We start from the raw sequence: 18,752 nt of genomic DNA, 5'->3' as shown, positions 1-18,752 counted from the left end.
AACCTAAAATGAGAAAGTTGCTCCCAATTTAAATGAAGAATCCTGATAACTTATAGAACGCTCAGATGGGCTTACAAACTTCGCCTTTGAATTATTTGCACCTATTACTCCATCAATCCAGATATTCTGAGAAAATTTAAAGCTTCCACCAAGTTCTATATTAAAATTAGTAGCAGAGTCGGCCTCACCGTATAATGTGATATCTTCTGTGTATCCAGGGTTAAACATAAAATCGATATTTAAAAATGCCTTAAAATAATTATTTATTGGTAAAGACGCTCCTACCCCCATCAAAAGGCCTGAAAATGTACAAGATACAATTGAATCGGCAACATCATCAAGTCCATAGGAATAGCGCCCATAACCCAAAATAATGTCAACTTGAGGCCCATAAAAAAATCCCAATGGGAGATATTTGTAACCAAACTTCATTTTAACTTGCCCTGTACTTATATCACTCTCTTGGTTCGTAGCGTTTCCACTTTTTAAGGAATAAGTTGAGATTTTTGTGTTATAATCCAGTCCCAGAAAAATGTTTCTAGTAATCCAAAGTTGAGACTTTAAATCAATTCCGTATGAAAAACCACCTAATTTTGCTGCAGTACTACCCGAAGTTGTTGTTGTTACTGATCCACTTCCCAAATCTAAAAGTGCTGAAACTGTTCCTACTCTACCAAATTTATATTCATCATCTTCAGGAGATTCAATAAATTTTTGATTTACTTCACGCTTTTTAATTAACTCTATCCAATCAAAATTTTGCAATGAACTGTTACTAGAGTACTCATAAACTTTTCCGTGGGACTGTGTTCTATCTGAGTGAAAAATTTTTCCCTGCCCAATCTTTCTTGTTTCCCAATCAACTATTTCTTTAAGTAAGGGATGTTTTTTCTTTTTAACTGGTCTCTTTATAATGACTTCATCGCCAGGTAAAATTCCGATATCTTTACCCATATCAATGGTAAACTGATCTCCAATGACTCCAATAATTCTTGCATTATAAGGAATAACTTTTTCATACTCTTCAAGCCATTTTTTAACATTTTGGGCCAGTAATTGCGCAGTTGGCGAATCAATAAGAGATTTCTTAATAAAATATTTATCTTCCCCATCCTCACCTATTATCTCTAACAGCAATTCAACGCCTTTTACCTCTGGTGTCATGGAAATCTTGATGAGTGATCCTACCCCCATTTTTTTCGCCAATAAATTTAGAATTTTGGGATTTTTAAGATGTGTGTTTAGATTACTTTTATATTTATCCAGTATATTTAATATTCCTGAATTAGATCTAAAATAACACCAGTTAGATTCTTTTAAATACATCTCTACTTCTTCATATACTTTAAAGGAGATTGAATCCTTTAAACTATCATCAACAGGAAGCAACATACATCTGCGCATTGATAATGAGTCTGCATAGAGATTTGTAATTCCTAAAAAGATAAATATTGTAAAACACAACTTCATCATGATACTGGCAACTCTGGTAAATAATCTGGAACTTGGTTTATATTTCGTGAAGATTCAATTTTGTTGAATTTACTCTCGTAAAAAAGAATTAGCGTTTTCAAATCAGCATTTTCTTCATGAACATTTCTTAATTCTAGCTCTAGTTGTTCAATTTTCAACTTCAAATCTAAAAATTCTTGATCATGGTTAGAACAAGCATTTAATCTTTCAGCAGAAACAAAAATTAAATATTTCCCATCAACTTTTTTATATTTGACCCTATTTCCCTTTATGTTTCTTCTAACTGTCGAAACTGAAATATTTCTTAATCTTGAATAGTCAAGTATTGACAACCACTGTCCTTCACTGGCCATGCTCCCTCCTAAGAAGATTATACATTTTTAAAAATCTAATTTCCAATCATTTGAGAATGAATTTGATTTTTCTTATAAAGCTAGTCTTTAAACAATCTGGCCGATAGAATCTAGAAAGCTAGGAAAGATTATGCAACGAGTAGATATTGATCGCTTAAAAAATAAAAAAATTGCACTTGTGCTTTCAGGTGGAGTGGTTAAAGCAGCAGCATGGCATCTTGGTGTGGCACAAGCTCTGGATGATTTAGGTCTAAGTTTTATTAGTAATAAAACTCCAACTAAGACTGATTTAAATATTTCAACATATGTCGGCTCAAGTGCAGGATCACTCGTTTCTCTATACCTTGCCTGTGGTTATAGACCTATAGACATTATTCAGTCTTCTATAGAACGCAATGATTCAGTGTTAAGGCCAATTTCTTATACTGATATGCTTAGCTTTAGTAACGTAAAAAAAAAGCCGCCAAGATCTGCTGATGTACATCCTCTTGAAGGAGTTCCTTTTATTTTCAAGCAGGCCTTTAATATTTTTTTCTCGGTTTCAGGGCTTTTCACAACCAAAGGCCTCTATAATTACATCAAAAAGTATCTGCTTCAGGAGCTAGTTCACTTTGAAGATTTCGTTGCAGATCTGTTTATTGTCGCTACCCAATTAGATCACTCTCGAAAAGTCGTTTTTAGTAAATACAATTATCCAAATCCTGGCCATGATTTAACTGCTTTTTATTATAAACACACTCCTGTGGCCGATGCTGTGGCCGCTTCCATGAGTGTTCCCCCTCTTTACTCACCCTATCCCATAAATAATCCAGTTACTGGACACACTGAGTATTATATCGATGGGGAAATTAGAGATACATTATCTACACATGTTGCAAAGGATAACAAGTGTGACTTTATCATCAGCTCGTGGACACATACGCCATATCACTACCATGAAGAAATTGGTTCTCTGGTTAATTATGGGCTACCGGCCATATGTCTCCAGTCTATATTGCTCATGATTCAGAAGAAAATTGTCACCGCCAGAGCACAAAATAGTACTGCTGCTGATGTCATAAAAACAATTCATGAATATATGAAAAATCAAAGATTTCCCGAAAAAGATATTCGCAATATATTATCTATCTTAGAAACAAAACTAGAATATAATAAAAATGTTCATTATATTGATATTTATCCTAAACATGAGAACTACAATCTTTTTTTCAGAAATAACTTTTCATTAGATCCAAAATCAACTTCATCAATTGTTTCTGCAGCCTACCAAAGAACAATCGAAGTATTTAATAATCACGAATGGGAAAGTTAATATTATTTTTATATTTTTTGCATAATTATGCTCTATGTATTTCCCCTTATATAGTGGATGATAATCTTGAAACGATTATAAAGGAACAAGAACTCTATCGAGGTCTAAAACTCGATTCATTAGTAGGGCTAAGACATGAAGAACTTTTTTCTGAAATTAGAGAAGATAAATTAGGAAATGTAGATGATCGGTTTTCCATAGATAACTTTTACAATTCTAGTGTAAATTTTTGGTTTCATATTTATTCTCTTCACGATAGAAACACCATAGTTCTTCATGATAAAGAAGATCTCTCCATAGTATATGAAACGATCAACTTTACTGAATTAAAAAATTCTAATATTAATTCCATAACTCAAGCTCTCATTCAAAACTCAATGGGTTTAAAAAGAATTAAAAAGTATAAAATTGCTTTTATGACCCTTGCAAAGGGAAGTTGTCTTACTAAAATTTGTAATAGAATATTAGATGTCTTAAAAAAATCAAATATTTCTCTTCCAACTGATATTAAAAAACGTGAAATATTCTTCACAGAACGATCTTTTAATATTCGCATTCAAACTGGTCAAAAAGATGCAATTGAGAGAGGTTTACTCAATTATAAACGCTTTGAATTACTTTTTAGAAACTACATAAATATATTTGAGCTTCCGCAGGAAGTACTAAGCACTCCATTTCTAGAATCTAGCTTTAATACAAAAGCTAAATCAAAAGTTGGGGCCAGTGGACCTTGGCAGTTTATGAAATTTATTGGAAAAAAGTTTATGGTTATAAATAACGAAAGAGATGATAGATTAAATCCTATACTTAGTACAATTTCAGCATTGCATTTAATGAAGCAAAATTTTAAGATTCTCAGACAGTGGGACCTGGCCATAACGGCCTATAATTCAGGAACTAAACATTTAATTCGTGCTAGGAAAAAGTTCAAAAGTATCACTTTTCCACTAGAACGCTATATAACTGAATATGATTCAGATCATATAGGGTTTGCTTCAAAAAACTTTTATGCTTCTTTTTTGGCGCTTACGTACACTTTGGCAAATAAGACGAGGCTATTTCCACATTTAAATCTTATGCCTGATGAAAGGCCCATTTATGTCTATATTGCGAAAAAGAGTTTTCATAGAAAAGATTTTTTTAAAATGCAATTTGAGCACAAAACCCTCAATAATCATCTACTTTTAAATAAAATCTATCCTGTAGGTACGGTGGTCATTTCTTCAGAAGATCTAAATTCTCAAAATTATAAGAAAATTACCCCTAAGGCCCTCATTCGTCATTATCCAAAGAACTACCATCAATTATTGTAAACTCTATGTAATGTTTTCAATAGCAATCCCAAATTCGTTGAAACAAGCATAATATATCCCATGCGTATTTTGATTATTTTCATCCTTTTATTAACGAGTCACTCTCTTTTTCCAGTTTCTAAAAAGGGCCTGATTTATTGTCAAAATAAATTTTCCCCACCTTCTCTTTTTAGTGATAAAAAACTAAGTCCACTCAAAAAACGAGTCAATAAGCTTTTAATACTAAATTATGGTTTAAAAAAATCTTCATTAATTCATGATTTGCATCCCGAACAAGTTGAATTAATTAAATCTACAGGTTGGCAAGAAAACGACCTCGAGCAATTAGAAACTTTAACAAATTCAATCTTTGCGCTTATGCATGATCATTTCGAACTTCCAAACAACCTTAAATTTTTCCCAAATAACAATGCAATTCATGCTATGGCAGTCCCGTATTATAATTTTTTAGTCTTACCACATCAAATGCAAAGAAATATGAAATCAGAAAGTATTTTATCGATTTGGGCGCATGAACTTTCTCATATTATTTTCTTCCATAATATTTCTCAACACCCTCTTTTTAAAAATGTGTTTTCAAATTTTCCATTTGACATCGATCCATTTACAAAAATTGATCGTTTTTTGATATCTTACCATGGCTTAAATATTTCCCCTAAAAATGCTAAAGAATCACAGAGAGAAGGAATCGTTAAACGCTTTTTGAATCGCAGAAATTTCAACAATAGCTGGTTGATTTATACCGAACTGCTTTACAACCTCTCAACGATTGACCTCAGTGAAATTGAAAGACTTACAAGTACCTATCGGATATATGATGAATTATTTGCAGATCTAGTTCCAGTCGTACTCTTTTCTGATCCATTGGCAATAAGCAAAGCAATTTTCCCGTCTAAAATAAATCTTCAAGTTCAACCTGTATCTGCTCAAAGCTCTGTTATCAAACATGAACTTTTAAAAATAAATAAATTTAGACAAAGAGATTTTTCACTCCCTGAAGAAGAAAATGTTTCTATTGATGTCAATAACCCTCACGGAATACTCTCTAATACAAGAAGATTTCTCTATCATCAAATTTTAATGAAAAGTACCTTACCTCCAGATATGATCCTGAGCAAAGTCTTTAAGGCGATTACATATGAAGTTCATTTCTATTATTTACGTAGGATTATGCCTGGTGAAGATTTAGATATCCAAACAATAAATTATTCTTTGATAAATGCTTTAAAAAAAGAGTTTAATTTACAAATTTAAAACTGCTCTACTAAGTAAACGCCATTTGAACAAAAGGAATTTGCAAAAGTAATTTCGTTCTTTGCATTTTCTATTTTTATTCCGACATATGCATCTTGATTTTTAGCAACATCACCTAAAAGAAAGATTTTTCTTGTATCAGCAGAAACCTCACTCCCTATTGTCCCGTCTTCGTAAAGGGCCAGCAATTCCAGATTGATCAGGCCATTACTTCCTTCAGCAGTGAATTTAAAATCTTGTAGCTGATTTTTGTCTAGGTTGATTTGAATCAAGCAATTTTGAGTAAGATCCTCGAGCTGCATTTCTTTTAGTATAGAATTCATAAAATCCACTGAAGGATAAATAATTTCTTTTTTTGAATTATTACCAACATAAATAGTTCCATCACCTTCAATTATTTCAAAATAATCCTTGAAAGTGTAAAAGGAACTTGGTCTTTTAAAAATATACTGATTCCCAGCAGTTTTAAACTTTATGTTTTGCGCATAATATCCAATTTCATCTTCTGTTAAATCTGATTCAATTTTCTTTTTCGCAAAGACATTGTCAGTACTTATTAGTATTTTTTCTAAGGCCGGCGCTTTAAAATCGACAATTTCAAACGTGATTTCTTCATTTCTGACTAAAACCAATTTTTTTGCATCATTTCCACTTAATTGATTCTGAACAGTAAGCATAACATTGCCTGGCCGTACTCCTAAATACAGAGCATAATACATCTGCTTTGGGTCATCAATTAACTTAAAATCTTTTGTAAGGTAAACTTTTTTTGAATACTCAACATCTATATCAGAACTTATATAAGTACTATCGAGTTCAAGTAATAAATATCCACCCTCTCCCTCATATTCTAAATTAGTTAAAAAATCATCAAACTCATTTCTTGCAAATACTGGTATTTCATAAAGGACGTCGTCTTCAAGATACAAATCTGTATTTACAGTATAAATATCCTTATGATGAAATGAACCATTTAAGGTTCCATGCCCATCTTTTAAATTAAATTTATACTCTATTTCTCCATCAGTATCAAAAAGTTCAGTATTCTCATCATAAAGAGGAACAAAAGAATAGCTAGACAAATAAGCTTCGCCTTTTTCTAATAATGAAACTTGGTTAAGTTTTACAGTGCTTATTGAATACTCAAACTCCGCATTTTCTATCACAGAGCTTCTTTGAATACTCACATCATGATTTAACATTTGAGAGGGTCTTTTTTGATTTGAGCTTAACTTTTGAAGATTTTGAGTATTCATTTTCTGATCATTCATTTCTCTTTGAACAGCGTTTAAAACATTTTGTGAAATAGGTTTATCTAATTCACTTACTTGAACGGCCATCTCTACGGGTTTATTCTTGTCAAAATCTACAACCTTCTTGTCAAGAGTAGTCACTTTGAGACTTATGTCTTTATCCTGTGAATAGTCATCAAAACTTAATTCATCTTTATCTTTAGTGACAGTTGAATTGATTTCAAATAACGGTTTTATTTCATAGTCAGTAGAACTCTCACTTAGAACATTTTTCTGTGAAGCACTCATCGCAATTTTAATCACATCGTTTTCATTTTCGATTTGTTCAAAAGAATCGAACTTGGGAAGTGCCCCTATAGGACCAGAAAGTTTGTTGTTTGAATCTTCCTTTTCAACTTCAGTCTGTTTAACTTGAGTAACTGAGGCATATTTTCTTCCTTGATTCATAAAAGAAAATTGCATTCCAGAAATCACTTCACTCATCCCACTTGATAGTGTCGTATTAGGATTTTCAACTTTTAGATCATCCTTTACTGCAATAACATTTTCTGCCGCAATAGATAATTCACCATAATCTTTTTCAATTATTTCCACTTTGGCAACTATTGGGATATTGAGTAATTTTGAATCTTCTGTCATAACTTTATCAGTAACAATATGACCTAATAAAATTGAATTCTTAACAATTTGAATTTTCTTTTTTGCTTCTATTAATTTTTTTGCAGAGTCTTCAATTTTAATTTGAGACTTTTGAACATTACCTCTTTTGGGAGAAATTTTTTTATCTAGAGAAACTACCACAGGGCCATTTCCACATGAATGGAACATCATACAAAAAAGAATAAAGAAGAATTTATTCTTCACGTTTGTTTAACCCTTTTTTAAAGCAAACAAGCTGCAATCTATTTATTATTATAATTGAAGTCAGTATAGTTAATTCAATGGTCAAAACATTCCGTAGCTCATTTTTTGAATAGTCAAAAAATAAAAAAGGCCTCTTAAAAAAGAGGCCTTTTTTAGTGGCCATTCAATTGGCCACTCATATGAATAAGTTTAAAAAAATTATGGAACTTTTTTCCCGTTTTTAGCAAGCTCAATTCTATTTTCGGCACGTCTTATTTTCATATAGAACTTTTTGAACTCGTGATCAGTCAATGGATCCATGCCAGAAAGTTTTTCCTTTGCTCTCTTGAGTGCTTCTTGTGCCCTAGTAATATCTATTGACCGGTCCTCTTCACTTACACCGGCCAAGACTGTGACTTTGTGCTCAAGTACCTTACAAACACCATGAGTGACATGAAACTTTCTAACACCATTTGGGGCCTTCAAAGTTAAAATTCCGGTATCAAGCTCAGTAATGATATGAGTGTGATCATTTAGAACATTGATTTGACCTCTAACGGTTGGAATCAAAAGTTCATCGGCCGGAACATCTTTAGCCAAAACTTCAGAAGGTGTAAGTAGATCAACAGTATAATAAGACATTTATGACTCCTGCATAGATTTTGCCTTCTCTTTAACCATCTCTAAATCACCAACAAGATAAAAAGCTTGTTCAGGTAGATCATCTACCTCTCCATCAAGAATGGCCTTAAACGAGGCAATAGTATCTTCTACTTTTACGAACTGACCAGCAATACCAGTGAACTGCTCAGCAACAAAGAATGGTTGTGATAAAAACTTTTGAACCTTTCTGGCCCTGGCCACAACGACTTTATCTTCTTCAGATAATTCATCCATACCTAGAATTGCAATAATATCTTGTAATTCCTTATATTTTTGAAGTATGGCCTGAACTCCTCGAGCAACATCGTAGTGATCCTGTCCGAGAATATCAGGAGATAAGATTGTTGAAGATGAAGAAAGTGGATCAACCGCTGGATAAATACCAAGCTCAGCAATAGATCTTGATAGCTCAGTCGTAGCATCAAGGTGCGCGAATGTTGTTGCAGGCGCTGGGTCAGTATAGTCATCTGCTGGAACGTAAACTGCTTGAATAGAAGTAATTGAGCCATCACTTGTAGATGTAATTCTTTCTTGCATGGCACCCATTTCTGTACCGAGTGTTGGCTGATAACCAACGGCAGAAGGAATACGACCAAGAAGGGCCGAAACTTCAGAACCAGCTTGAGTAAATCTAAAAATATTATCAACAAAGAAAAGAACATCTCTGTTTTCTTCATCTCTAAAATATTCAGCAATTGAAAGTCCTGTGAGAGCAACTCTAGCACGAGCGCCCGGAGGTTCATTCATCTGCCCATAAACAAGTGCAGTTTTCTCGAGAACGCCAGACTCTTTCATTTCATAATAAAGGTCATTTCCTTCACGTGTACGTTCACCTACTCCAGCAAAAACTGAATATCCACCATGGTGAGTAGCAATATTGTTAATGAGCTCCATAATGAGAACTGTCTTCCCAACACCGGCCCCACCGAATAAACCAATTTTTCCACCTTTCAAATAGGGTGCAAGTAGGTCAATAACCTTAATCCCTGTGTAGAAAGGCTCAAGTTTAGTTGATTGTTTTTCAAACTTTGGGGGTTCTCTATGAATAGGATAATATTTTTTTGCATTCACTGGCCCTGCTTCATCAACAGGTTTTCCTACAACGTTGATAATTCTACCTAAAGCCTCTGCACCAACAGGGGCCTTAATTGAATCTCCTGTATCGATAACTTTTTGACCTCGGCTTAACCCTTCAGATGAGTCCATTGCAATTGTTCTAACAATGTTATCCCCTAAGTGTTGAGCAACCTCAAGGACCAGATTTCCCTCTTCATCAGATATAACTTTGTTGGTAACTGTGAGTGCATTGTATATCTCCGGCAAAACACCGTTTTCAAACTCAACATCAACAACAGGTCCCATAACCTGACGGATAACTCCTACGTTTTGTGACATTTTTGACTCCTTATCCATTGAGAGATTCCGCGCCTGAAACTACTTCTATCAACTCAGTAGTAATTGCGGCCTGTCTCAATTTATTCATTTTTAAAGTTAAAGTTCGTATAGCTTCTTTACAATTACCAGAAGCACTATCCATGGCCGTCATTCTAGAACCATGTTCAGCTGCACGTGCATCCAGAACACATGTCCAAAGTGTACTGATGAAGGTTTCTGGTATGAGGTGATCAAGGATAGTTTTTGGATTTGGTTCATATTTAAAATCAAATGGAAATTTTTCTTTTAATTTGATTTTTTCATCCAAATTTACAGTCATAGGTAATATTTTCTTCACAGTTGATTCAAAACTAATTGCAGAATGAAAAATATTATACGCGACATATACTTTTCCGAATTCACCTGTTTTGAATAAATTTCCAAGCTCTTGACCTACTTTTTGTATTTCAAGAAAAGAGGCTTCATTTTTTTCAAAAGTAAAATACTTACCGGTATTAACATCTTTGCCAAGGATATCTTTTGCCTTTTTTCCAATAAAATAGACTTTAAAATCCTCATCAATTTCGTTTATGAAGGCCTTTACTTTTTTTATAAGGCCAGAGTTATAAGAACCACACAGGCCTTTATCCGAAGAAACAACTAAAAGAGCAGATCTTTTATTTTCTTCATTTTCTTCAAGGTAGTCATGCCGATAATTTTGCACAAGTGCAGAAACAGTCTTTATCAAATCTTCTAACTCATTAGCGTATGGCCTTGAGCTTGTAATAGCATGTTGGGCCCGATTAAGTTTTGCACCAGAAACAAGTTTCATGGCCATTGTAATTTTAAGCGTGCCTTTCGTACTCTTTATTTTCTTTTTTAGTTCCTTAATATTTGCCATCTACGGCCTCACTAAAATGATTTCGTTGCAAGAAAATTCTTAATTACTTCTTCTAGCTGAGCTTTTGTAGTATCTGATATTGCTTTCTCTGCACGTAGAACTTCCATTAGCGAAGAATGTTTACTGTTGAGTAATTCTAACAGATCTGCTTCCACTTTTCTGATTTCAGAAGTAGGAACAATATCAAAGAAACCATTAGTAGCTGCAAAAATTGCAACAACTTGATCAATAACATCAACTGGTTTGTACTGACCTTGTTTTAGCAATTCAACAAGTCTCTCTCCTCTGGCCAAAGTTTTTCGAGTAGCATCATCTAAATCTGAACCAAATGCAGCAAATGCTTGAAGCTCTCTATATTGAGCAAGATCTAGTCTGAGAGTACCAGCTACTTTTTTCATTGCTTTAATTTGTGCAGAACCACCAACTCTTGAAACAGAAAGACCAACGTTTACAGCTGGTCGAATACCAGAATAAAATAAATCTGACTCAAGGAAAATTTGTCCATCAGTAATTGAGATAACGTTTGTAGGTATATAAGCGGAAACATCGCCTTCTTGAGTTTCAATTACTGGCAGAGCAGTGAGTGAACCAGCTCCGAGTTTATCAGAAAGTTTAGCCGCTCTTTCCAGTAGTCTAGAGTGAAGGTAAAATACGTCACCAGGGAATGCTTCACGACCTGGAGGTCTTCTAAGAAGAAGTGACATCTGTCTATAGGCCTGGGCCTGTTTTGTTAAGTCATCATAGATTATCAATGCGTGTTTACCGTTATCTCTATAATATTCTGCCATTGCACAACCTGTATAGGGAGCTATAAACTGAAGAGGAGCAGGTTGAGATGCTGAAGCATTTACAATTATCGTATAATCTAAAGCTCCGGCCTCTTTCAATCTTTGCTGAACGAGTCTAACTGTGGAGTTTTTCTGTCCAACAGCAACGTATACGCAAACGACATCTTTGCCTTTTTGATTAATAATTGTATCTATTGCAATTGCTGTTTTTCCAGTTTTTCTATCCCCGATGATAAGTTCACGCTGTCCTCTACCAATCGGAATCATAGAATCGATTGCCTTAATACCTGTTTGTAAGGGTTCGTGAACTGATTTTCTAGCAATAATTCCCGGGGCCTTAACTTCAACTTGTGCAGATTTGTCTGATTTAATTTCACCAAGACCATCAATCGGCTCACCAATAGCATTAACTGTTCTACCAAGTAATGCATCACCAACTGGAACAGAAACAATTTCATTAGTTCTTTTAACAGTAGAACCTTCTTTAATTTTATGATCATCTGCAAGTACAGCAACACCTACGTTACTTGTTTCAAGGTTTAGAACCATTCCCTTTGTACCTGTATCAAATTCAACGAGCTCTCCGGCCATTGCATTTTTCAAACCGAAAACTCTAGCAACACCATCTCCAATTGTTAAAACGGTTCCAACTTCATCAACTTGGAGCTTCGATTCAAAGTTAGAAATTCTTTGTTTTATAATACTTGTAATTTCTTCAGGTCTTATCGACATCCTCTACCTCATATTGTTTTATTACGAATTCAATACTGTTTTCTTAAATTGTTTTAATTGATTATCTATAGAAGCATCTAATTGAAGATCTTCAACTGTCACCCTATAGCCAGCAGTAATTTTGTCTGATTTTTGATAACTTAATTCAATTGATTTTCCTAATTCTTTAGAGAGATAAGAAGTTATTTTTTGCTGAAACTCAGATTCGACACCCTCTGAATTGCCTTCTATAACACCCTTTAAAAATCCTCGGTGATGATCATCTATCACGATGAGATTTTTATAGATCATTGGTAAAATACCAAGTCGTTTTTCTTGATTGAGAAAGCTCAGAAAATTAGTAGTAAGTGTAGATAAATTCAGTTTTTTGCAAACGTCATTTAAGACGCCAGATTTTTCTTCGATTGTAAATAAATCTAGAAATAAAGCAGTTTCAAGATCATTATTTTCATTAATGATTTCTGTAAGCTCTGTCAGTTCTTTTGCAACATCGATGGTTGCTTCCTTTCCCAATTCGTACAAAGACTTTGCATAGGCCTTCGTTACATTTTCAACTTTCACTTCTTAACCCCTAATTTAAACTGCTTACGAGATTTTTTGTTACAGATGAACCGATGTCTTTGTTGCTAGAAACTTTTTCTTTTGCAACATCAATAAGTTTATCTACAAATTGCTCTGCAAATTCATTTTCCAAAGATTGAATCTCGCCATCGAGTCTGGCCATTGAATCCTTTTTATATCTCAAAATTGATTCTTCTGCCTCATTTGATGTTTTATTTTTAAAAGTAACGATTTGATCCGCAGACTCTTTTTCAATTTTAATAACTTCATTATCAAAATTGTCTAATTTCTCTTGATACTTTTTAAGTTTAATATCAGCTTCTTTGTCTTTCACAGCAGCTTCATCAATCAGTGCAGAAACCTCAAGTGACATTTTGTTAAATAGATTTCTAAGTGCACCCTTTAGAGAAAAAATAACAACACTAAAAAATATTACAGCGTTGATTGAAGGATAGATCAAATCCTTTATAGATGGTTCATGTGGTGCTCCTGCACTTGAGTATAAACTTGTAGTCAGAAATAACATACTTATAAATTTAATCATGTAATATTACCCTTTTTAAGCATTCTCTAGTTTATTTATTAACTCTGTACCTAGAGGTCCAATTTCTTTAAATACTTCTGTTTTTTTCGTATCTAATTCTGCAATAAGTTCTTTACGTTTAGTGTTTATCTCGGAATTTATTTGATCTTGTTCATTTTTAATTTTTTGATCAATTTCTTTAAGAAAATCAGCTTTAGCTTTTGTCTGAGAGTCTTGAACTCTTTTATGAACTACATCCAACTTATCCTTATATTTGATTGCAATTTCATCTGCTAAGTTGAATTTATTCTCGGCCTTTGATTTAAGTTTTGTCGTCTTGGCCTCTCTTTGCTCTAAAACAAATTTCAACTTTGAAAATAACAGAAAATCCAAAACGAAAAATAAAATAATAAAAATTGCAAATTGAAAATAGAAAGAATTATCAATTTCAAGTCTTTTGAAAATAGCAGCTATAGCTTCCATAAGTCGAACTTTCCTTCAAAATAAAATTTCAAAATAGGCCGTTTATGAATATTCTTTGTAGAGAAATTAGTCAAGTTGAAACAACACAGAAAAGAAATATTCACTTCATGAATTGCTATGCACAAAAACACTTTACATTTGATTTAAGAAAAAAAACTACTCGATATCATTTTCACTCATTTTAGTTGTTCCATGAAAGATAACACCTTCTTCTACAACTAAACTTGGAGTCGCAATAGTTCCTTCAAAACGAGCAGGTTTTATAATTTCAACACGAGAACTTGCATTTATATTACCCTTTACAGTTCCTGAAATTAAAATAATGTTAGCATTTATATCAGCATTTATAACTGCACCTTCAGAGATTATTACAGTATCATTTGAAAAAATACTGCCGTTGACAATACCTGCAATTCTAGACACTCCGTTAAAAGAAAGATTTCCTTCGAATTTACAACCTTCCTCAATGATGGCAGATATATCACTTTTTTTAACCAAAATTACCTCTCGACTAAATATTCAAATATATCGTTAAATTCTGCTTCGTTAGAAAATTTCAGAATAAGGTGACCTGAACCATTTTCCTTTGATTTAATAGCAAAATGAAAACCTGTTTTTCTTTCTAACTGTTCTTTAAATTGTTCCATTTTATCTTCATAAAATGGATTTTCTCTTTCTTTGTTAATACTTTTTGGATTTGTCTTAATTAGTTTTTCAAGTTCTCTTACAGACAGATTTTGTGAGATAACTTGGTTTGCATATCTAAAACATAAATCTCTATCCTTAACGCTCGCTAAAATTTTTGCATGTCCAAATGAAATTGTTTCTTTTTGGGCCATGTCTAATACTTTTCTTGGAAGTTTTAATATCCTTAAAAAGTTGGCAACCGTAGATCTTTCTTTTCCAAGTTTTTTAGCAACTTCGTCTTGAGTTAATTTATAGTCTTCCATTAATTGGAAATAAGCTAGTGCCTCCTCAACACAATTCAAATCTGATCTTTGCACGTTTTCAATGATGGCATAAATCATTTTTTCTCGGTCAGTTGCTCTTTTTACAAAAACTGGAACTTGTTCAAGACCGGCCAACTTAGCGGCCCTTAATCTTCTTTCGCCGGCAATCAATTCAAAGAGACCCATTTCTTTTTCAATAACAATGAGAGGCTGAATTATACCGTTTTCTTTAATAGAATCACTTAATTCCTCTAATTCTTTTTCTTTAAATATTTTTCTAGGTTGATCGGTATTAGCAGTAATAGATTCAACAGATACCATTAAAGGCGTATTTTCAATAACGACTTTTTCTTTAATGATCTCTCTAATAACTTCTTTCTGCTGATTATCTTCTCTATTTAAATTTTCAAGTGAATTATCAATTACTTCTTGAGAAGTAGGAGTTCCAATTAATGATGCAATTCCTTTTCCGAGTGCAACTTTTTTTGCCATATCAACCTCAATATTTAAGCATTAGATTCTATAGATGTAGATTTTTGACTATCTCTTATTGAATGTCTTGCAATCAATTCTTTTGCAAGGTTTAAGTAGGCCTCACTCCCCTTGGATTCAATGTCATATAAAATAATAGGTTTTCCAAAACTAGGACATTCAGATAATTTCACATTTCTAGGAATAACTGATTCGAATACTTTCCCTGCAAAATGTTTTCTAATTTCACTTGATACTTGTTTATGAAGATTATTTCTTCCATCAAACATAGTTAATAAGATTCCATCCATTTCTAAATTTGGATTTAAGGAAGAACGTATAAGTCTGATAGTGTTTAGTAATTGTGCAAGTCCTTCCATTGCAAAATATTCAGTTTGCAAGGGGACTATATAACTACCTGCAGCATTAAATGAATTAACAGTTAATAGTCCAAGAGAAGGTGGACAATCTATTATAATATAATCATAGATATCTGAAACTTCTGCTAATGAATGTTTCAACTTGGCCTCTCGTGCAAATACACTTACAAGCTCTATTTCTGCTCCAACAAGTGAATTATCAGAAGGGCAAATATCCAAAAAGGGTAATTCAGTTTTGTAGATACACTCTTTAATTTTCTTCACACCAATAAGCGCATGGTAGATATTACTATTTATATGAGCTGACTGATCTAAACCGATTGCAGAAGATGCATTTCCCTGAGGATCAAGGTCGACTATGAGTGTTTTCTTTTCAGCGACTGCTAAGCAAGCTGCAAGGTTTACTGATGAAGTCGTTTTGCCAACTCCACCTTTTTGGTTTGCCATTGCAATAATACGGGCCATATATCCTCACTTTATCCCTTAAATTTCAGAGCTTTGAATCTTTTTTTCGTAGGTAGAAAACACGTACAAAATTATCAAAAAATCACTTTATTTGACAAGAAAATTCATTCGACTTTATGCGGTCCTATGGGACCAAAATGTACAAAATATTGTGGTCCCATAGGACCGCATATTAATTGAGTTTTTTTGTCTAGAATTTACAATAACGTAGAAATTTTTTTCAATATTTTTTTTGAATTTGTTCCATGTGGAACAAATTCAAAAAATAGAATATATCTCGTAATTTCGTTCATAACAAATACTGGTTTTGCTCCAAGAAACTTCCATCCTTTTGGAATATTATTAATTTCATCTTCCTGTTCAAAGGAAGGGCCCTTGTAAAAAGCAACAATGACCCTTTTTGTGCAATTTATTTTAGGTAAAAAATCTTGTGTTTTTCCAACTGCTTTTAATGTGATGAATGCTTCACTATCGAATTCTATAGACTCTACTCTTTGATGAAACGTTTTAACATTAGTTATTTTAAGAAGGTTTGCAATCTTTTGAACGGCCAGAGACTTTTTGTTTCTGGCCTCAAGGCCTAAAAATTTTTTATGAGGATTTATTAAGGCCAGTGGTAAAAGTGGAAATCCTCCACCGAAGCCAATATCTATACACACTTCAGAATTACACAGTTCATCTTTAAACATTTTAATCTGTTCAAAAGGTGCGATGGAATCAAGAATTTGCTTATTGTAAAATTCGTTATCATCAAGAATTCGAGTGAGATTTATGCCAGAAAAATCAGTTTTTAAAATATTCAAATAGTCCAACGAAAATTCTTCTAAATTCATAGCTGTCCTGCCACGTAAACAAGAGTTGCTGGTCTAAGTCCTTCAATTTTTTTAAGTTGCAAAAAAGTTGTTGGTCGAATTTTCTGAATTCTTTGCTTACATTCATTTGAAATATTTTTACTACTACAGATTTTTTCCCAATCAATAGATCGTTTATCATATCGACTCAACTTACTATTTGCAGTTTCTCCCCTTTTAATGTATCCGTCATATTTAGCTGAAATTGCAACACTATATACTACATGGTGATTGAAAGCTAAATTTTCATTTTTTAGGATCTTCTCCAACACATCAACAGGATCTAAGTCCGGTCTTTTTAATACTTCTTCTAGTTTTGTGTTTTTGAGTACATTAAAACAATTTTGACCATCAAATGAATACTCTTTGATTATTTTTTCTAGTATTTTTTTTTCAAGCATATATACGCCATAAAAATCATCAATCTCACTTTTCAATTTTAAAGACTGTCTATACTTAAACATCCTATCGAATACGTTATCTTCCCGTATCTTTAGTCTATTTTCTGATCTTGCAGTAAAAAGTCTGTAAGGCTCATCTCTTTGGGAAGTTATTAAGTCTTCAACCATAACACCAATATAAGAATCATTTCGATCCAAAACAAATGCATCTCTTCCTTGCGCCGAAAGGGACGCATTTAATCCAGCAACAAAACCTTGCCCTGCTGCTTCTTCGTACCCAGAAGTACCATTAACTTGTCCGGCAAAATATAATCCGGAAATATCTGCATATTCGAGAGTTTCATTAAGTTGAGATGTATCAACGACATCGTATTCTACAGCATAACCATAAATAGCAATTTCAACGTTTTCTAACCCAGGCATTGTTTGTAAAAACTCTTTCTGAACAGATTTTGGTAAAGATGTTGAAACGCCATTTGGATAAAATGTATCTAGACTTAGACCTTCTGGTTCAATAAACACGTGATGAGAATCTCTATCAGGATACCGATAGGCCTTATCCTCAATACTTGGACAATATCTAGGACCTATACCTTTAATTTGTCCATTGAAAATTGGAGATTTATCTCTGTTTTCTCTTATGATTTTTAAAGTTTCAGGTGCTGTTCTTGTTAAAAAACAACTCCGCTGCTCTTGCTCTCTTTCAAAAGGATCTCTAAGTGCATGAAAATTTCTGGCACTTTTATCAGATGGTTGCTCTTCCATTTTAGTAAAGTCTATTGTTTCCTTCAATAGTCTAGGCGGAGTTCCTGTTTTAAAACGAACTCCTAATGTTTTAACATTAGAAAAGATATCATTCAAAGATGGAGCAGACTGATTACCAAATCTGCCTCCAGCTGATATTTCTTCACCACAGTGAAGTTTTCCATCTAGAAATGTTCCTGTAGTAACTATTACTTTCGAAGAAGTGAACAACTCCCCAGACTCAGTATAAATCTCAAAACCATTCAACTGTTTTTTTACGGAAATAACTTTATGGCGAATAACTGAAATATTTTGTTTATTATTGATTATTTTTTCGGCCATCGATGAATAGATTTCTTTGTCAATCTGTGCTCTAGTTGAGCGTACTGCATATCCCTTGGAATCATTTAGTGTTCTATATTGAATTGCTGATAGGTCTGCCAATTTCCCCATAAGACCACCAAGAGCATCAAGTTCTCTTACGACTTGCCCTTTACCGACTCCACCGATTGCGGGATTACATGGTGCAGATGCTAGAGAAACACCAGGAATGATAAAAACTGAAATTTGCAAATCAAATTGTGATGCAATCCAAGCGGCTTCAACTCCTGCGTGCCCGCCACCTATTATCGATATATCAAAATTTTTCATACATTATCCAAAA

General features: G+C 33.3%; 18 protein-coding genes. 3 read left to right on the top strand and 15 right to left on the bottom strand.

Translation table 11 applies throughout. The features are described from left to right. Nucleotides 1-3: 3 nt before the first annotated feature. Nucleotides 4-1,470, bottom strand: coding sequence for a hypothetical protein (locus tag H6622_03460; GenBank protein MCB9060562.1), 1,467 nt, complete (start codon nucleotides 1,468-1,470; stop codon nucleotides 4-6). Continuing rightward, nucleotides 1,470-1,826 carry a hypothetical protein gene (locus tag H6622_03455; protein MCB9060561.1) on the bottom strand — a complete coding sequence of 119 codons (357 nt, stop codon included), beginning with the start codon at nucleotides 1,824-1,826 and terminating at the stop codon, nucleotides 1,470-1,472. The genes H6622_03460 and H6622_03455 overlap by 1 nt, the downstream gene beginning before the upstream one ends. A 130-nt stretch (nucleotides 1,827-1,956) precedes the next feature. Between H6622_03455 and H6622_03450 the strand changes: the two genes are divergently transcribed. From H6622_03450 to H6622_03440, 3 genes are read left to right on the top strand one after another with little or no spacing between them, the layout of a single operon-like run. Next, on the top strand, nucleotides 1,957-3,138 hold the full coding sequence (locus H6622_03450) for a patatin-like phospholipase family protein (protein ID MCB9060560.1): 1,182 nt from the start codon (nucleotides 1,957-1,959) through the stop codon (nucleotides 3,136-3,138). Next, nucleotides 3,126-4,451 carry a lytic transglycosylase domain-containing protein gene (locus H6622_03445; GenBank protein ID MCB9060559.1) on the top strand — a complete coding sequence of 442 codons (1,326 nt, stop codon included), beginning with the start codon at nucleotides 3,126-3,128 and terminating at the stop codon, nucleotides 4,449-4,451. The genes H6622_03450 and H6622_03445 overlap by 13 nt, the downstream gene beginning before the upstream one ends. Before the next feature lie 60 nt (nucleotides 4,452-4,511). Continuing rightward, on the top strand, nucleotides 4,512-5,705 hold the full coding sequence (locus tag H6622_03440) for a hypothetical protein (GenBank protein MCB9060558.1): 1,194 nt from the start codon (nucleotides 4,512-4,514) through the stop codon (nucleotides 5,703-5,705). On the opposite strand, the gene H6622_03435 is transcribed toward H6622_03440, so the two are convergent. From H6622_03435 to mnmG, 13 genes are all read right to left on the bottom strand, one after another. After that, on the bottom strand, nucleotides 5,702-7,822 hold the full coding sequence (locus H6622_03435; protein MCB9060557.1) for a hypothetical protein: 2,121 nt from the start codon (nucleotides 7,820-7,822) through the stop codon (nucleotides 5,702-5,704). The genes H6622_03440 and H6622_03435 overlap by 4 nt on opposite strands. Nucleotides 7,823-8,020: 198 nt before the next feature. After that, the gene (gene atpC, locus H6622_03430) at nucleotides 8,021-8,443 is read right to left on the bottom strand and encodes an ATP synthase F1 subunit epsilon (protein MCB9060556.1); all 423 of its coding nucleotides are present in this window, start codon (nucleotides 8,441-8,443) and stop codon (nucleotides 8,021-8,023) included. Next, nucleotides 8,444-9,859 (bottom strand): F0F1 ATP synthase subunit beta, encoded by a 1,416-nt coding sequence (atpD, locus tag H6622_03425; GenBank protein MCB9060555.1) that lies wholly within the window; start codon nucleotides 9,857-9,859, stop codon nucleotides 8,444-8,446. A 10-nt stretch (nucleotides 9,860-9,869) separates the two neighbouring features. Further along, nucleotides 9,870-10,739 (bottom strand): ATP synthase F1 subunit gamma, encoded by an 870-nt coding sequence (gene atpG / locus H6622_03420; protein MCB9060554.1) that lies wholly within the window; start codon nucleotides 10,737-10,739, stop codon nucleotides 9,870-9,872. An 11-nt stretch (nucleotides 10,740-10,750) separates the two neighbouring features. Next, the gene (locus H6622_03415) at nucleotides 10,751-12,259 is read right to left on the bottom strand and encodes a F0F1 ATP synthase subunit alpha (GenBank protein ID MCB9060553.1); all 1,509 of its coding nucleotides are present in this window, start codon (nucleotides 12,257-12,259) and stop codon (nucleotides 10,751-10,753) included. A gap of 21 nt (nucleotides 12,260-12,280) precedes the next feature. Continuing rightward, nucleotides 12,281-12,820, bottom strand: a complete 540-nt coding sequence (locus tag H6622_03410; protein ID MCB9060552.1) for a F0F1 ATP synthase subunit delta — start codon at nucleotides 12,818-12,820, stop codon at nucleotides 12,281-12,283. A 10-nt stretch (nucleotides 12,821-12,830) separates the two neighbouring features. Next, nucleotides 12,831-13,364, bottom strand: coding sequence for a hypothetical protein (locus H6622_03405; GenBank protein ID MCB9060551.1), 534 nt, complete (start codon nucleotides 13,362-13,364; stop codon nucleotides 12,831-12,833). A 15-nt stretch (nucleotides 13,365-13,379) separates the two neighbouring features. Next, nucleotides 13,380-13,826: a hypothetical protein gene (locus tag H6622_03400; GenBank protein MCB9060550.1), complete on the bottom strand. Its 447-nt coding sequence runs from the start codon at nucleotides 13,824-13,826 to the stop codon at nucleotides 13,380-13,382. 156 nt (nucleotides 13,827-13,982) lie between these two features. Next, the gene (locus H6622_03395; protein MCB9060549.1) at nucleotides 13,983-14,327 is read right to left on the bottom strand and encodes a polymer-forming cytoskeletal protein; all 345 of its coding nucleotides are present in this window, start codon (nucleotides 14,325-14,327) and stop codon (nucleotides 13,983-13,985) included. Then, nucleotides 14,327-15,268 carry a ParB/RepB/Spo0J family partition protein gene (locus tag H6622_03390; GenBank protein MCB9060548.1) on the bottom strand — a complete coding sequence of 314 codons (942 nt, stop codon included), beginning with the start codon at nucleotides 15,266-15,268 and terminating at the stop codon, nucleotides 14,327-14,329. The genes H6622_03395 and H6622_03390 overlap by 1 nt, the downstream gene beginning before the upstream one ends. Before the next feature lie 14 nt (nucleotides 15,269-15,282). Further along, a complete protein-coding gene (locus H6622_03385) occupies nucleotides 15,283-16,092 on the bottom strand; it encodes a ParA family protein (protein MCB9060547.1) in 810 nt (269 codons plus the stop codon). 197 nt (nucleotides 16,093-16,289) lie between these two features. After that, nucleotides 16,290-16,925 (bottom strand): class I SAM-dependent methyltransferase, encoded by a 636-nt coding sequence (locus tag H6622_03380; GenBank protein MCB9060546.1) that lies wholly within the window; start codon nucleotides 16,923-16,925, stop codon nucleotides 16,290-16,292. After that, nucleotides 16,922-18,739 (bottom strand): tRNA uridine-5-carboxymethylaminomethyl(34) synthesis enzyme MnmG, encoded by a 1,818-nt coding sequence (gene mnmG / locus H6622_03375; protein ID MCB9060545.1) that lies wholly within the window; start codon nucleotides 18,737-18,739, stop codon nucleotides 16,922-16,924. The genes H6622_03380 and mnmG overlap by 4 nt, the downstream gene beginning before the upstream one ends. Between the last annotated feature and the right edge of the window lie 13 nt (nucleotides 18,740-18,752).

Source organism: Halobacteriovoraceae bacterium, assembly GCA_020635115.1.
Lineage (GTDB): Bacteria > Bdellovibrionota > Bacteriovoracia > Bacteriovoracales > Bacteriovoracaceae > JACKAK01.
The sequence above is the reverse complement of the archived record's forward strand: the minus strand, read 5'-3'. Positions and strand labels throughout refer to the sequence as shown.

What these genes read in the sequence shown, in the direction of transcription:
- H6622_03400 (MCB9060550.1), bottom strand. Translation starts at nt 13,826, where the DNA reads ATGGAAGCTATAGCTGCTATTTTCAAAAGACTTGAAATTGATAATTCT.
- atpC (MCB9060556.1), bottom strand. Translation starts at nt 8,443, where the DNA reads ATGTCTTATTATACTGTTGATCTACTTACACCTTCTGAAGTTTTGGCT.
- atpG (MCB9060554.1), bottom strand. Translation starts at nt 10,739, where the DNA reads ATGGCAAATATTAAGGAACTAAAAAAGAAAATAAAGAGTACGAAAGGC.
- H6622_03440 (MCB9060558.1), top strand. Translation starts at nt 4,512, where the DNA reads ATGCGTATTTTGATTATTTTCATCCTTTTATTAACGAGTCACTCTCTT.
- H6622_03415 (MCB9060553.1), bottom strand. Translation starts at nt 12,259, where the DNA reads ATGTCGATAAGACCTGAAGAAATTACAAGTATTATAAAACAAAGAATT.
- mnmG (MCB9060545.1), bottom strand. Translation starts at nt 18,739, where the DNA reads ATGAAAAATTTTGATATATCGATAATAGGTGGCGGGCACGCAGGAGTT.
- H6622_03390 (MCB9060548.1), bottom strand. Translation starts at nt 15,268, where the DNA reads ATGGCAAAAAAAGTTGCACTCGGAAAAGGAATTGCATCATTAATTGGA.
- atpD (MCB9060555.1), bottom strand. Translation starts at nt 9,859, where the DNA reads ATGTCACAAAACGTAGGAGTTATCCGTCAGGTTATGGGACCTGTTGTT.
- H6622_03385 (MCB9060547.1), bottom strand. Translation starts at nt 16,092, where the DNA reads ATGGCCCGTATTATTGCAATGGCAAACCAAAAAGGTGGAGTTGGCAAA.
- H6622_03380 (MCB9060546.1), bottom strand. Translation starts at nt 16,925, where the DNA reads ATGAATTTAGAAGAATTTTCGTTGGACTATTTGAATATTTTAAAAACT.
- H6622_03455 (MCB9060561.1), bottom strand. Translation starts at nt 1,826, where the DNA reads ATGGCCAGTGAAGGACAGTGGTTGTCAATACTTGACTATTCAAGATTA.
- H6622_03460 (MCB9060562.1), bottom strand. Translation starts at nt 1,470, where the DNA reads ATGAAGTTGTGTTTTACAATATTTATCTTTTTAGGAATTACAAATCTC.
- H6622_03445 (MCB9060559.1), top strand. Translation starts at nt 3,126, where the DNA reads ATGGGAAAGTTAATATTATTTTTATATTTTTTGCATAATTATGCTCTA.
- H6622_03450 (MCB9060560.1), top strand. Translation starts at nt 1,957, where the DNA reads ATGCAACGAGTAGATATTGATCGCTTAAAAAATAAAAAAATTGCACTT.
- H6622_03405 (MCB9060551.1), bottom strand. Translation starts at nt 13,364, where the DNA reads ATGATTAAATTTATAAGTATGTTATTTCTGACTACAAGTTTATACTCA.